14 protein-coding genes and 1 pseudogene are annotated in these 12,819 nt (G+C 65.0%); 5 read left to right on the forward strand and 10 right to left on the reverse strand.

The genetic code is table 11. The features are described from left to right. Window positions 1-42 precede the first annotated feature (42 nt). Together BKA23_RS18155 and BKA23_RS14540 are read left to right on the forward strand one after the other, a co-directional pair. Window positions 43-204 (forward strand): annotated as a pseudogene (locus tag BKA23_RS18155) (winged helix-turn-helix domain-containing protein); the annotation flags it as partial. Continuing rightward, window positions 204-1,349 carry a sensor histidine kinase gene (locus tag BKA23_RS14540; RefSeq protein WP_145229775.1) on the forward strand — a complete coding sequence of 382 codons (1,146 nt, stop codon included), beginning with the start codon at window positions 204-206 and terminating at the stop codon, window positions 1,347-1,349. The pseudogene BKA23_RS18155 and the gene BKA23_RS14540, both read left to right, overlap by 1 nt. Before the next feature lie 5 nt (window positions 1,350-1,354). Here BKA23_RS14540 and BKA23_RS18265 read toward each other — a convergent pair whose 3' ends face one another. From BKA23_RS18265 to BKA23_RS14560, 4 genes are read right to left on the reverse strand one after another with little or no spacing between them, the layout of a single operon-like run. Next, window positions 1,355-1,561, reverse strand: coding sequence for a ferredoxin (locus BKA23_RS18265; protein ID WP_145229777.1), 207 nt, complete (start codon window positions 1,559-1,561; stop codon window positions 1,355-1,357). Then, window positions 1,548-2,630: an NADH-ubiquinone oxidoreductase-F iron-sulfur binding region domain-containing protein gene (locus BKA23_RS14550; protein ID WP_145229779.1), complete on the reverse strand. Its 1,083-nt coding sequence runs from the start codon at window positions 2,628-2,630 to the stop codon at window positions 1,548-1,550. Before BKA23_RS14550 ends, BKA23_RS18265 begins: the two co-directional genes overlap by 14 nt. After that, window positions 2,627-3,181: a ferric reductase-like transmembrane domain-containing protein gene (locus BKA23_RS14555; RefSeq protein ID WP_145229781.1), complete on the reverse strand. Its 555-nt coding sequence runs from the start codon at window positions 3,179-3,181 to the stop codon at window positions 2,627-2,629. Before BKA23_RS14555 ends, BKA23_RS14550 begins: the two co-directional genes overlap by 4 nt. After that, window positions 3,178-4,140: an FAD:protein FMN transferase gene (locus tag BKA23_RS14560; RefSeq protein WP_145229782.1), complete on the reverse strand. Its 963-nt coding sequence runs from the start codon at window positions 4,138-4,140 to the stop codon at window positions 3,178-3,180. The genes BKA23_RS14555 and BKA23_RS14560 overlap by 4 nt, the downstream gene beginning before the upstream one ends. Before the next feature lie 63 nt (window positions 4,141-4,203). On the opposite strand from BKA23_RS14560, the gene BKA23_RS18160 reads away from it, so the two are divergent. Next, window positions 4,204-4,338 (forward strand): hypothetical protein, encoded by a 135-nt coding sequence (locus BKA23_RS18160; protein ID WP_281287573.1) that lies wholly within the window; start codon window positions 4,204-4,206, stop codon window positions 4,336-4,338. A gap of 211 nt (window positions 4,339-4,549) precedes the next feature. On the opposite strand, the gene BKA23_RS14565 is transcribed toward BKA23_RS18160, so the two are convergent. The 6 genes from BKA23_RS14565 to BKA23_RS14590 form a co-directional block, all read right to left on the reverse strand. After that, window positions 4,550-5,302, reverse strand: coding sequence for a hypothetical protein (locus BKA23_RS14565; protein ID WP_145229784.1), 753 nt, complete (start codon window positions 5,300-5,302; stop codon window positions 4,550-4,552). A 288-nt stretch (window positions 5,303-5,590) separates the two neighbouring features. Continuing rightward, window positions 5,591-6,634 carry a glycoside hydrolase domain-containing protein gene (locus BKA23_RS14570; RefSeq protein WP_145229786.1) on the reverse strand — a complete coding sequence of 348 codons (1,044 nt, stop codon included), beginning with the start codon at window positions 6,632-6,634 and terminating at the stop codon, window positions 5,591-5,593. A gap of 99 nt (window positions 6,635-6,733) precedes the next feature. Then, the gene (locus tag BKA23_RS14575; RefSeq protein ID WP_170226584.1) at window positions 6,734-7,708 is read right to left on the reverse strand and encodes a helix-turn-helix domain-containing protein; all 975 of its coding nucleotides are present in this window, start codon (window positions 7,706-7,708) and stop codon (window positions 6,734-6,736) included. A 91-nt stretch (window positions 7,709-7,799) separates the two neighbouring features. After that, window positions 7,800-8,729: an esterase/lipase family protein gene (locus tag BKA23_RS14580; RefSeq protein WP_145229790.1), complete on the reverse strand. Its 930-nt coding sequence runs from the start codon at window positions 8,727-8,729 to the stop codon at window positions 7,800-7,802. 135 nt (window positions 8,730-8,864) lie between these two features. Then, window positions 8,865-9,095 (reverse strand): hypothetical protein, encoded by a 231-nt coding sequence (locus BKA23_RS14585; protein WP_145229792.1) that lies wholly within the window; start codon window positions 9,093-9,095, stop codon window positions 8,865-8,867. Between the two features lie 237 nt (window positions 9,096-9,332). Further along, complete coding sequence (locus BKA23_RS14590; RefSeq protein WP_246104675.1) at window positions 9,333-10,382, reverse strand: LacI family DNA-binding transcriptional regulator; 1,050 nt, start codon at window positions 10,380-10,382, stop codon at window positions 9,333-9,335. A gap of 154 nt (window positions 10,383-10,536) precedes the next feature. Between BKA23_RS14590 and BKA23_RS14595 the strand changes: the two genes are divergently transcribed. Together BKA23_RS14595 and BKA23_RS14600 are read left to right on the forward strand one after the other, a co-directional pair. Continuing rightward, the gene (locus BKA23_RS14595; RefSeq protein WP_145229794.1) at window positions 10,537-11,856 is read left to right on the forward strand and encodes an ABC transporter substrate-binding protein; all 1,320 of its coding nucleotides are present in this window, start codon (window positions 10,537-10,539) and stop codon (window positions 11,854-11,856) included. Beyond that, entirely contained in the window at window positions 11,846-12,784 is a 939-nt protein-coding gene (locus BKA23_RS14600) for a carbohydrate ABC transporter permease (RefSeq protein ID WP_246104676.1), read from the forward strand. The genes BKA23_RS14595 and BKA23_RS14600 overlap by 11 nt, the downstream gene beginning before the upstream one ends. Window positions 12,785-12,819: the final 35 nt, after the last annotated feature.

The following is a 12,819-nucleotide window of genomic DNA, read 5'->3' on the forward strand; positions in this document are numbered from 1 at the left end:
GAGCCCGGGATCGCAGAGGCGCTGGTGGCGGCATTCCGGTTCCGTGGGTGGCTTGCCGATCACGCGGGCACTGCTGCACACGCCGCAGAGGTTGTGGTCGAGTTGTACGTCAGTTACCTGCGCAAGAAGATCGACACCGATGGCGTCGAACCGTTGATCCACACCGTCCGCGGGGCGGGCTATGTGCTGCGGCCACCTGTCTGATGAGCCTTCGTCCAAAGACGCTCACCTCACGGTTGGTGCTGCTCCTCGCTGGCATGGTGTTGTTGGGCGGAGCGGTCACGGTGCATCTGCCCGGACTGGGGGACTACCGCGTCGCGATATCGCCGGCGCAGGGCCGTGATCGGCTGCTGACAGGTATTCCGCAGACACCGGTCAATCACATCATTCGCGACCTGATCCTGCTCGAAGCCGTGGTGCTGACCACTGCAGTCGCGGTCGTCGCCGGGTTCGGCGCTGCTGCGGCCCGGCGATCGATGCGGCCGCTTCAGGATCTGGCGACGGTTGCCCGGCAGGTCACCGAACTGCCGTTGGACACCGCGGAGAGTCGGATTCCGTTGCGCGCGAACGAAATGTCCGAACCCACCGAGGTCGCTCAGGTCGGACAGGCGATGAACGCGATGCTGGGACATATCGATCTGGCGTTGCAGCAACGCGACGAGAGCGAACGGCGACTGCGGGAGTTCGCGGCCGACGCCAGCCATGAGCTCCGCACACCTTTGGCGGTCGCCCGCAGCCACGCCGAGTTGCTGCGCGAGTACATGCTGCTCACCGATCTGCCCGAGCAGGTGCACCTTTCGCTGACCCGTATCGGCGAGGAGACAGGTCGTATGGCGGGCATCGTCGATGACCTCTTGCTGCTGGCGCGGCTCGACGACGCGGGTTCAGCGATGCAGGACGAGGTCGACCTGACACGAGTCGTCGTCGACGCGGTTGACGATGCTCGGATCACATCACCGGGCCATCGGTGGTCGATCGACGTCCCTGCCGAACCGGTGGTGATCCGGGCAGACACCGAACAGGTGCGCCGAATGGTCACCAACCTGGTGACGAACGTGCGCTTGCACACGCCTGTCGGCACGACAGCACGGTGTGAACTGCTCGCGTCCGCATCGGAGATCGTCATCACGGTGCATGACACCGGCCCGGGATTCCCGCCCGAACTGATCGACCACGCCCACGACCGCTTCGCTCGGGGACGACACCGGGAGAGCAGCGCCGACAGCACCGGCCTCGGGCTGGCGATCGTGCATGCCGTCGCGCACGCGCAGGGTGGGTCGATGGCGATCGTCAGTACGCCCGGCGACACGACAGTGATGGTCACGCTTCCACTGGCGCACGCAACCTGACACCGTCAATCTCTTTGCAGCAGAAGTGCTCTCGCCGGGCAGGCCCGTGCCAGCTCTTGTGCGCTGCGTCTGTCCATCACGACCTGTGATTCGATCGGATACCCGAACTCGTCCAACGCGATCGCACCTGCCGACACGACTGCGCACACGCCGTGAGCGGTGCACGCGACACGGTCGACGGTGACGGTTTTGCCGCTGTCAGCGTTGCGCATGGGCGGGCTGTCGAAGGCAGAGGCAGCCACCGTCGAGGTGTGCCGTGATGTCCGGGTCGAACACCCGCAACGCCGAGGTCACGAAGCCGGCGATGCCATCGGGGAACCTGCATGCACCGCGACCGACGAGCATGCGTACCCGCTCGTCCAGCAAGGCGATGTCGCTCGGACGCGCGCTGCCGTCGAGCAATTGATCGAGGGTCCGCGCGACCGCTGGAACCCCGAACATGCACGGTCCGCACTGGCCGGCCGATTCGCCGGCCGCAAATCGAACCAACTCGGCGACATACGTCAGCGGGCAGGTCGATCGGTCCAGCACCGCGATCGCTCCGCTGCCGGTCCGAAATCCGTATGGCGCGAGTCCGGCGTTGGACCAGGTGATGTGCTGCGACTCGGCCGCAGAGAGCCAACCGCCGCTGAGACCGGACAGTCCCACGGCGGCGGAATCGAAGGTGCCCGCGGCCACGAGCAGATCGTTCAGCGCCACCCCGGCCGCGGTCTCGTAGACACCGGGCCGTTCGACGCTGCCGCTGATGGTCACCAGCCGCGGGCCTGGTTCTGCAGGCGTGCCGTAGCTGCGGAACCACGTCGGGCCGTACCGCTCGATCTGGCCGATGCGCCATACGGTCTCGGCGTTCAGCACGAGGGTTGCGGGTAGCCGTCGACCCATCGTCGTGCGGCTGCCGACAGCCACGGGCGCCTGCCGCATCAGCGGACGGGCGAGGCCGCCGTTGAGAAGGTTGACGAGGGCGGACTCCTCCGACGCGACATACCTCGCTGGTGTCGACAGCACGTCGAGACCGGCAGCAAGAAGTGCCGCCTCGGTAGGGCTGCCACGGTGCGCTGCCCACGTCACCGAGGAGGTCAAAAGGCTTGCGCCATAACAAATTTCGTCGAGGTGATGCGCGACGACGGAGGCATCCTTGCTCGTGCCGATCTCACCGTCGCAGGCATTGACGACAAGACTGGCGCCGCGCTCGAGCGCGGTCCGCACCTTGGTGCCCGTCGGAAACGAGCCACCACCACGGCCGGTCAGACCGGCCTCGTCGAGCAGATCGATCAGGCTCATGTCCACTCCTGACGGAGGACCTCGCGTCGCCGGATGCTGTCGCTGTGCGAGCTTGCTGCCCTCCAGATGATGGCGGCGGTTCCGAGGACCGCGCATGCGATCGTCGGCATACGTAAGACCGGATCGCTGCTCATGGCGATGCCGTGCCAGATCGTGACGGGCCACATGGCGAAGCTGGCTCGATGCACGAAGCGCCATACGTGCTCACTGATGCGATGCCGGGCCAGGGAGGTGACGATCAGCGCGGCCAGGAGGTCGAAACCGATCGTGCCCAGCCCGACAGTGAGCCGGTCGTAGCCGGACGCGAATGGCACCACCGCAGCCAGCAGACCGATGTGGACGTAGGTGTCGAGAATTGCGGTCGCGATGTGGACGACCAGGAAGGTGATCATCCCCAGTGCCAGGCTGCGATGCACCGCCTGAATCGTCGCGCCGGTCTGCGTGGTGCGACGCCGGGACCCGGACAGGACGACGCCGAGTATGACGACCGCCGTCATGAGGGCGACGCCGACGAGCCCGGTGGCGCGCGAGACATTCCAGAGAACGGTCATGATGCGGCCTGATCTGCGGTGCGCGGCCACCGCGGTGTGTAGGTGACCGTACCGTCGTCTGCGACAAGTCGCGCGGGGATGCCTCGGCTGCTGAGCCATTCGACCGCTGCCTCTGACAGCACGCACGCGGCCGTCGATGCGGCATTGGCCTGCAACGCTGATGCGCCAACGCAGGTCACCTGACGCCAGGTATGTCGAATGGCCCGGCCGGTGCGGGGGTCCAGCAGGTGGTGGCGCTCTTCGCTGTCGACAAGCCATCGGCGCCGGTCGGTGCCGGAGGTGGCGACGCCTTGAGTGGTGATGCACAGGCGGTCCTCGCCATCGGCGGTCTCGGGCGTGGAGATCACCCAGCCGCCTGCGGGCGGTGGGCCGGCCACGGCGATGTCACCGCCCAGGTCGACCAGGAATCCACCTGGCCATCGAGCGGCCAACTCACCCGCGATGCGGTCGGCCATGGCTGCCTTGGCCGTCGCGCCCAGATCGAGCACCGTGCCGGCCGCGATGGTGACGGTGCCTGCCATCGGATCGATGACCAGGTCATGCAGCGAACTCGGGGATGTCGGGATCTGCGGCGCGCGATGCGCCACGGCCGTTGCGGGTGGGGTCTGCGTGTCTCTCGCCTGCACCACGGCAAGGTCGGTGTCATAGCCGGCCAGAGCCATGGCTTGCCCGAGCGTCGGGTCGACCAGGCCACCGGTTGCCTCGGCGGCCCAGAGTGCGTCGCGCAAGAGGGTGAGCAGGAGTGGGCTGACCGGTGCCGTGATCGTGGTCCTGCCAGCCGGTGCGGCCATGGCCGCCAACCGCGTGACTTCGGAGTCGTGGCGGAATCGGGACGCCGCGGCATCCAATTCCTCGAGTCGCGCGTGGGCGACCTCGCAGGCGGCGGCAAGCGAGTCGTCTTGTGATGCAGTGATCCGCCACATCACACCGATCGAGTGAAAGCCTTCGGACGTGATCATGACGAGTGCGTCTGTGCCGTCGTAGGTTGAGTCGCGGACGGAGTCGAGACCGATGGAACCTCGTTGAAGGTGCTGCCCGTCGAGCTCTTGTTCGTCGACGATGACCCCGTCGATGTCGATGAACTGGACGAGGTGGAGCGACCGGTCGTCGACGGAGTCGGTGATGCACTGGTCGCCGGTGTGTTCACCGTGAGGTAGCCGGCGACGGCCAGTGCCGTGACAGTGCCGAAACCGAGCACAGCACGGCTGATCTGCCTCGCGCGACGAAGAACCGGAACCATGTGATTGCCCTTTCAACTGGATGCCTCCGATCCTTCCCGTCGAACTTCTCAAGCACGTCAGCAACAGCTATGACCTGCTGTGCGGCGCGGGTGGCGAAGCTGTGAGTGGACGCGCGGGAGCGTCGGCCTCAGTGGTGCTGGAAGCCGCCGGCGTGCCACCGGTCGGCCCAGGGCGTGACGAGCAGTATGGCGAGCACGACGCTGCACGCCGCCGCAGCGATCAGGGCCGCGCTTCGCGACGTGCTTCCGGGTACCCGCGCCGCTGATGTGGCTCGGCCGCCGACGATCTTTGCGGCACGGACCGTGCGCCCCAACACGTGGACGGTCATCACGACCAGCCAGGCGATGAAGGTGGCCTTGTGCTGGAACAGCATCGAGACAGGCAGCCCGAAGGTGCTGCCGTGTCGGCCCGTCGGGCCCTCGATGGCGACCAGGACCCCGGTCGCCAGCACCGACAACGTCGTCACGACGACGAGAGGCCCGATCACTCGCATCAGCATCTGCGGCGGACCGGCCTGCCGATACGGGACGTCGCCGGTGTAGTAGCGCACGATGCGCCATCCGGTGCTTGCGACCTTCAACAGTGCCGGTGGGATCAGCAGCACCCCGACGACGATGTGCCAACTGAGCAACCCGCGGATGTCGAGGATGGTGTAGCCCTCGACGGCGAACAGCACCAGCAGGATCGCGCCCGTCCACGCCGTCAGGCGGGCGTTGCCCGCAGGGCCACCCGTGCGGGGCAGTGTCGGGTCGGTCCGTGGTGCGCGGTCGAGGAGTTCGTCGACGACGACCGAGACGACAGTGGCACCGAGTTCTGTAGCGGAGGGGTGTTCGAGGCCGATGGGGTTGTCGAACGTGGACTGCCAGGGCTTCCAGCGCATACCTACATCGTTGAGGGGCAATTTCTCAGCGGCTTCAGAAACCGCTATGGACTCGGGGCTCTGGCACCCTCGACGAGCTGGGCATCACGCCGTCATGGCACGACCGATCACGATGGAAATCGACTGCTCCGGCACCCCAGAATCGCATCCGGAGCGAACGCGATGAAGACCTCCCGGGCTGTGACAGCGCTGTCACAGCCGTCAGGTGGTGCCCGGGAGGTCTTGTCGATGCGCCGCCGATTGCATCAGGACCAAAACGCCCCGACATACAACCCGGCGATGTCAGGGTTACCCGAGCAGGCCCGGGGTCTTCAGGTTGGCGACGTCCTGGTCGAAGTTGGTGCCGATGTACTGCGCCTGCGAGTACTGGTAGATGTCGTAGACACCGCCGCCGCAGGAGAAGTGGTCCGCCTTGCTGAGGGACGGTGCGCCCTTGGGCCCGACGGTCGCTCCGGAGGGTTCCGGCTCGTAACTGTCGATGATCGACGAGGAGAATCCCGGGGTCTTGGTGGCGCTGCAGAAGGCCGCGGTGACATCAGAGTGGGTGGCGTTCAGATAGAAGCCCGGCAGGTAGCCGCCCTTCTTGACTGCGGTGAACCACGCGGTCAGATAGCTGGAACTCACCGTGTCCTCGATGTCTTTGACGATGAGCGTGCCGGCGGGCGCCTTGGCGTTGGCCTTGGCGTCCTTGACCGCCAATTGGCCATCGGCCGTGCCTTCCTTGGCGGTGGAGTCGTCTCCGAGGTCGGCGGCCAGGAGGAAGATCTTGATGCCGTTCTTCTTCGCTACCGTGACTTCTCCGGGCGTCATGTTCCCGCCGCAATGACTCGGCAGGCAGTCGCTGACGTAACGACCCCATACCTTCGGCACGGCACCGGCCCTGGATTTGATCGCGTTGACGTGCGCCTGGGTGATGGTTTCGGTGGTGTCGACTCCCCAGGCGCTGGGCGTCGTGGTCACGTGGCGCGCGAGCTTGATCGAGTAGATCGGGGTGAGATTCTCGTCGCAATACCAACCTGGGCTGTGCAACGCCCCGCATCCTCCGCCGTTGCTCCGGGTGCACAGTTGCACTGTCGCACCGCCGGTCTGGTTGTTGTAGACGCGATGCTTGTTGAACTGGTTCTTCAGGTTGTGGGCGCCGTACGAGTAGTACTTCAACGACGGCTTGTTGTTGTTCCAGGAAGCGCCGGGGTAGATGCACACGTCTCCTGCGGGACAGCCGTGGGAACTGCTCGCGGCCGTCGCATGCGGCGCTGCTGCGAAGGCCCCGACGGGCACGCTGAACGACAGTGTCACAACGCTCAACGCGGCGACTTTCGACAATTTCCTCATCTTCGTTCCACCTCACCGTGTGATGTACCTGGACCTACTGATCGTGTTCACGGCGGCGGAGGTCAAGAGTTGGTCTGGACAACTCTGGACGGGTGCTGGCTACGCAGGCCATGCCCAGCGAATGCCGTGGCAGCCGGCGCAGGGCCGCGCCACGAACATGTGCGCGCACAGCTCGAGGTCGAGATCGAGGTCGCGAATTCGTTCCTCGGGGCCGTCCGGGTGAGACAGGTAGATCTGCCGCACATCGCAGGGCTGGTGCTCGCCGCTGAATTGCACCCGAAACTCCAGCGGCGGCGACATTGCGTCGAACAAGCACCCCACTTCATTCGCGGGAGGTGGTGATTCTGCGGTCAACGGACGCCATGCGCCCGAGTAGTCGAGCGAGTACTCCACGTGGTGGGTCTGACCGGCGCGCAACGGCGCATCGAAGATGATCGGGAACGCCGTGGCCGACCCGTGCGTCTGCGGCACGGTGTCCGCTGCCTGACACCCGACGCCGGGCCGAAGCTTGACCGCGGATGCCTGAAGACCGTTGGAGGGCATGAGAATCCGGACATGCAATCGAGCGCCATCTGTTCTGGCGACGACAGTTTGAGTGATGTCGACTCTCGAGATGCGTCGATCAGGACCGATGTAGACATGCTCGGAGCGCATCAGCGGTTGAGTCTGTTCGTGGCTGTCCCGGATCGCATGATCCAGGCCGGACCGCAACTCGGCGATGTCGGCGGCGAGTCGTGCCGTTGCGGATGCCGGTGAGCGCGACTGCGTCGCACGCCAGATGGCCTCCACCCGTTCTCGTGCCTCGGCCCACTGCCGCAGATCGTTCTCTGGCACCCCTAAGGCGATCACGATGCGGTCGAGCTGCCACGCCGGTGGCAGGGAACGCCCGGTGAGGTAGGTGTGCAGCGTCGAGCGCGGAATTCCGGTGTGCCGTGACAGCACGGACAGGCTGAACCCGTGCGCCCGGCGCAACTCGTCCAACGTCGCGGCGAAGTCGTCGACCGAATAGATCCCGAGCGTGTCCGGATGGCGACCTGGCTGTGTCGACGCCGGGCCCGCGCGCTCCATCCCCATGCTCAGAAGTGTCGATACCTTGCTGAGTTTTCTGTGTGAGTAGGCCGCTGTGGACGGATGTCGCTTGAAGAATGAGCGCGTCGGCAACTCGTCACAGATACTGCGGGCCGAAGCCGGTGCACTGCGGCGTGAAGTTGCTCGGTCCGCCCGCCAGTGCGTTGAGCGTGAGCTGCAGCGTGGGGCTGTCCCAGTTGAGGCCCACATGTCCGACATGGTCGGTCGGGCAGAACCGCTGGATCACGATGTTCTGCGCGCCCGGCAGTGACTGGGTTGCATACGGGGTGACGACCTCGTCGTTCTCGGTCTGGATGGTGACGTACTTCGGGCCGCTGGGCAGCGGGATGGCGGTGGTCTGGTTGGTGTATGCGGATCCGACCTGCTGATCCACCAGGGATGGTGCACCGAACAACGTCGCGCCGGTGTTGAACAGCCCGAGAAGTGAGAGTTTCTGGCCCAGGGTCTGTATGCCGGACAAGGTGGTGCCGTTCGAGCTCTGGCCCCAACCGACATACGTGTTGACCTTGGTGGCACCGCCGTGCAGCTTGATGTAGTTGATGCCCATCGAGCCGCCTTGGCTGTGGCCGACGATGTCGACCTTGCTCGCGCCTGTCGAGGCGAGCACCTGGCTGATGAATGCCGACACCTGGTTGCCCGAGGACGTCTCGGAGTTCATTCCGCCGATCCGGCCCGCAGAGAACCACGACATGCCGTAGTTGGTGGCGAACACGCAGTAGCCGGCGTTCTTCAGTGCGGGAGACAACTCCGCGAAGTTGAAGCCGATGTTCTCGAAGGTGCCGGGAAGGAGAACGACCGGGTACGGGTGTTCCGAGGTCGGCTTGCATGACCAGTCGTTCGCGCCCGCGACCGAGTCCGGATGCAGCGCGAATGCCGCGACCGAATCACCCAGAGTGCCGACGGGAAGGGGTGCCGCTTGGGCCGGCCCGGCTGCGCAGACGAAGAAGGCGCCCGCTGTCGCGGCACCTGCGAGGGACGTGATGGTGGATCGGCGCAGCGGACGCATCGAATGACTCCTTCGTCATGTCGGATCAGGGAGGACGGACGTGATCCGACTGTACTGACGAGTAGGTATACGGGGGGTCATTCGGCTGCCAAGACTTCGTCAGCCGGCAAGTGTCAGCGATCGAGGCACACTCGATCAGCGCAGCGCGTAGACCGCGATCACGACAATGGCCAAGACCACGGGCACGCCGATGATGACAACCGCCATCCATGCCATCACCCGGTTCATCGGGCGACGGCGACTGGAGGTCAGGCTCGCCACGAAGGCCACTCCCGGTGCGGTGAGAGGCGTCAGGCCGAGGCGCTCGGCGTCCGGAGGCAGGTGCGGACCGCCGGGACACGGCTCAATGTCGGGTTGTTTCTCCATGATTGCCCCCCTGTGTGGCAGCACATGCCTGGCATCTGAACGTACTCCACGTCAGGTGAGACGACCAGTGGACCTTGCAGATGCTCGGCCACAAGTGGGCCGACGTGACGGCGACTGCCTTGGGCGACCACGAACCTCGGAATCCAGCGCGTCGAATTCAGTCAGCTTTCGCAGATGTGGTCGGGCGGTTCAGGTAGGTGTCTTGCAACATCCACTGTCGTGGTCCTCGGTTGGCGCTCACGATCGACGATGTTGAGCGTGGCCCGGTCCGGGGCCCGTGCTCGCCCGGACGATCAATTGGGGCTGCACCGTCGACGGAGCTGGAACCTGACTGGGGTCGTCCATGAGATTCAGCAGGTGATCCACTGCCAAGCGGCCCATCTGCGCGAAGGGCTGCGCAACCGTCGTCAGGGATGGCGAGCAATATTCCGAGAGTGCGATGTTGTCGACGCCGATGACCGAGATGTCGTCGGGGATCCGGCGGCCCATCTCGTGCAGCGCACGAATCACGCCGAATGCCATTTCGTCGGACGCGACAAAGATCGCGGTGACGTCCGGAATCCGACCCAGCATCTGTCCGGCTCGATAGCCCGACTGCGGGGACCAGTCCCCGGCAACTTCTGGCGGGGGAGTGATTCCGGCTTCTTGGAGCGTGCGGCGCCATCCTTCGAGGCGGCTGGATGCGTCCAACCACTCGGCAGGCCCGGATACGTGCCACACGGTCCGGTGTCCGAGGTCGATCAGGTGCTGTGTCGCCAGTTGCGCTGCATCGACCTGGTCGACTGCCACCACTTCGGTCATCGCGGTGCGGGATCCGTCAGTGGTGATGGTGGGTATCGACCGCGTGAGTTCCTCGATACGAGGACTCACCGAGATCAATGGCAGCGACAGGATGATGCCGTCGACACCTTGGTCGGCCAGCAATGACATCGCCTGTTCGACGTCGTGCGTCTGCAAGGAGGGCGTCGTCACCGTCGTGATCGCGAATCCGGCGTCACGTGCAGCACCTTCGATGCCCAGGGTGACTGCTGTACGTGAGTAGAAGCCAGTCTGTAAGAGCACCAGTCCGATGACGTTGCTGCGGCCGGAGGACAGCATCCGCGCCGCGTTGTTGCGTCGGTAGCCCAGTTGCTCGACGGCGGCCATGACCTTGGCCCGCGTCTCTGCTTTGACATGTTGATGCTCGCGCAGCACCCGCGACACCGTCTGCGCGGAGACTCCCGCCATCTGCGCTACGTCGGTCATCGCCGGCGGATGCGACCAGCTTCGGGTCGGTTCGGCAGACATGCCGCAGATGTTAGCGGAAACAGCAAGAGTTCTATGCAGTGGCAGTTATTTCCGAAACCTGCGAACAAGTCTTGGTTATCGATAACATTCGTGCCATGATCGCTGGGACGGGTCGGCCAGTCGAGTCGGCCAGCAGCATCAAGGAGACTCTGTGATGAAGACACGCAAGGTCCGCGTCGCCGCCGCGGTGACCGTGGTGGCAACGCTCGCGCTTGCTGGCTGTTCCAGCTCGTCCGGTGACAGTGGATCAGGTGGATCCGCGGGGTCGAGCGGCAGCTCCGGCAAGAAGACGATCTCGTTCTGGGGTTGGGCGCCCGGCTATGCGCAAGCGGTCAAGGAGTTCAACGCCACGCATCCGGACCTCCAGATCGACTATCAGCAGGTGCAGCCTGGAGCGAAGGGCGGCTACCAGAAGATGCTCAATGCTGTTAGCGCTAACAATGCGCCGTGCCTGGCGCAGGTCGGCTACGAGACACTCCCGTCATTCGCTGCCCAAGGGGCATTGCAAGACGTCTCGAAGTATGCCGACGCCGACAGGAGTCAGTTCCAGGCATCAGCGTGGAAGTCGGTCTCGATCGGTTCGGCCGTCTACGGGGCGCCGGTCGACATCGGTCCGATGGTGATGTTCTACAACAGGCAACTCTTCGACCAGCTCGGCCTGAAGCCGCCGACCACGTGGGCGGAGTACCAGCAGGACGCAGTCAAGATCCACAAGGCGAACGCGAATCACTACATCACCTCGCCGTATCTGGACTACGACTACGCCGGCTTCGACTGGCAGGCCGACGCCTCCTGGTTCGGCACCAGCGGGAACAACTGGACGGTCTCGATCAATTCGGCCGGCAATCAGAAGGTCGCCGCCTTCTGGAACAGCATGGTGGCCCAGCACCTGGTCAGTTCCGCGCCGATGTACGACCAGTCCTGGTACAACGGCCTCGGCAACGGCGATATCGCCACGGTCGTCGGTGCCGTGTGGCAGGCCGGCATCCTGAAGGGGAGCGTCGCCGCAGGCAAGGGCAAGTGGGCGGTTGCCCCCATGCCGCAGTGGACTGCCGGCGCCGACGAGGTCGGCAACTCCGGTGGGTCTTCGACCGCGGTGCTCAAGGGCTGCAAAGACTCTCAGGCGGCATGGCAGTTCGCCGACTGGATGAGCACCGACCGCACGGCATTCAACGGTCTGGTCACCACCGCCGGGCTCTATCCGGCCGCCACATCGCTGGCGAATCTGCCCGCTCTCAGCTCGGGTGATCCGTATTTCGGCGGACAGAACATTTTCACCACCGTGCAGCGGGCGGCGGCGAATGTGAACAGCAACTGGACCTGGGGTCCGGTGATGACCACGACTGCGGCCACCTTCGACGACCAGATCAGCAAGGCCTGGGCCGGAACCCAGAGTTTCAGCACGGCGCTCAACAACATTCAGTCCTCGACCGTCTCAGCGTTGAAGGCGCAGGGTCTGTCCGTTGCCAACTGACGCGACCACAGCCGGGCTCGGTGCGACGAGCAAGCGCCGGGCCGGGTTGGTCGGCAAGGGTTCCATCGCGATCTTCGTCGTGCCCTTCGTGGTGCTCTTCATCGCGATGTACCTCGCTCCCATCCTGTATGCCGCAGGCAAGAGTCTGTTCGCGCTCCATCGGTCGGGGCTCGGTCTTGCACCGCCGACGCTGAAATTCGACCCGTGGTCGAACTATTCGCGTGCCTTCCGTGACGGCGCTTTCACCGGCGGGTTGTTACGCGTACTGATCTTCGGAATCGTCCAGGTGCCAGTGATGTTGGCGCTCGCCCTCGGACTGGCGCTGCTGCTCGACTCGCGCTCGGCCAAGGCGAAGAGCTTGTTCCGGCTCGCCAGCTTCCTGCCATATGCCGTGCCGGGCGTCAGCGCGGCACTGGTGTGGTCGTTCATGTACACGCCGCAGTCCAGTCCGATCAACCACCTGCTCGGTGGCCTTGATGCTTCGATCGCGTTCTTCTCCCCGTCTGTCGTGCTCTGGTCGGTGGCGAACATCGTGACGTGGGCCTGGACCGGCTACAACATGCTGATCATCTACTCCTCGCTGCAGACCGTGCCAGAAGAAGTCATCGAGGCAGCGCGGCTCGACGGAGCCGGCGCCTGGCGGATCGCCTGGAGTGTGAAGGTCCCGATGGTGCGCAGCGCACTCGTGCTCACCACGATCTTCTCGATCATCGGATCAGCCCAGCTGTTCAATGAACCCACCGTGCTGCAACCGATTTCGCAGGGGTCGATCGCCTCGACCTACACCCCGATCATGTCGGCGCAGGTCGCGGCGACCGGCGGTGACTACCCGTACGCCGCAGCGCAGTCGGTGATCCTGGCGGTGCTGGTGGGTGCGGTCTCCCTGATCTTCTTCAAACTCACGCGTCGAGGGGATGACAGCCTGTGAGCGCCCAGGTGCGATCGGTCCCGAGGCGGTCGTCT

The organism is Rudaeicoccus suwonensis, assembly GCF_007829035.1.
In the GTDB taxonomy this organism is placed as follows: domain Bacteria; phylum Actinomycetota; class Actinomycetes; order Actinomycetales; family Dermatophilaceae; genus Rudaeicoccus; species Rudaeicoccus suwonensis.

What these genes read in the sequence shown, in the direction of transcription:
- BKA23_RS14555 (WP_145229781.1), bottom strand. Translation starts at nt 3,181, where the DNA reads ATGACCGTTCTCTGGAATGTCTCGCGCGCCACCGGGCTCGTCGGCGTC.
- BKA23_RS14570 (WP_145229786.1), bottom strand. Translation starts at nt 6,634, where the DNA reads ATGAGGAAATTGTCGAAAGTCGCCGCGTTGAGCGTTGTGACACTGTCG.
- BKA23_RS18265 (WP_145229777.1), bottom strand. Translation starts at nt 1,561, where the DNA reads ATGCGCAACGCTGACAGCGGCAAAACCGTCACCGTCGACCGTGTCGCG.
- BKA23_RS14595 (WP_145229794.1), top strand. Translation starts at nt 10,537, where the DNA reads ATGAAGACACGCAAGGTCCGCGTCGCCGCCGCGGTGACCGTGGTGGCA.
- BKA23_RS14540 (WP_145229775.1), top strand. Translation starts at nt 204, where the DNA reads ATGAGCCTTCGTCCAAAGACGCTCACCTCACGGTTGGTGCTGCTCCTC.
- BKA23_RS14580 (WP_145229790.1), bottom strand. Translation starts at nt 8,729, where the DNA reads ATGCGTCCGCTGCGCCGATCCACCATCACGTCCCTCGCAGGTGCCGCG.
- BKA23_RS14560 (WP_145229782.1), bottom strand. Translation starts at nt 4,140, where the DNA reads ATGATCACGTCCGAAGGCTTTCACTCGATCGGTGTGATGTGGCGGATC.
- BKA23_RS14590 (WP_246104675.1), bottom strand. Translation starts at nt 10,382, where the DNA reads ATGTCTGCCGAACCGACCCGAAGCTGGTCGCATCCGCCGGCGATGACC.
- BKA23_RS14575 (WP_170226584.1), bottom strand. Translation starts at nt 7,708, where the DNA reads ATGGGGATGGAGCGCGCGGGCCCGGCGTCGACACAGCCAGGTCGCCAT.
- BKA23_RS14585 (WP_145229792.1), bottom strand. Translation starts at nt 9,095, where the DNA reads ATGGAGAAACAACCCGACATTGAGCCGTGTCCCGGCGGTCCGCACCTG.
- BKA23_RS14550 (WP_145229779.1), bottom strand. Translation starts at nt 2,630, where the DNA reads ATGAGCCTGATCGATCTGCTCGACGAGGCCGGTCTGACCGGCCGTGGT.
- BKA23_RS14565 (WP_145229784.1), bottom strand. Translation starts at nt 5,302, where the DNA reads ATGCGCTGGAAGCCCTGGCAGTCCACGTTCGACAACCCCATCGGCCTC.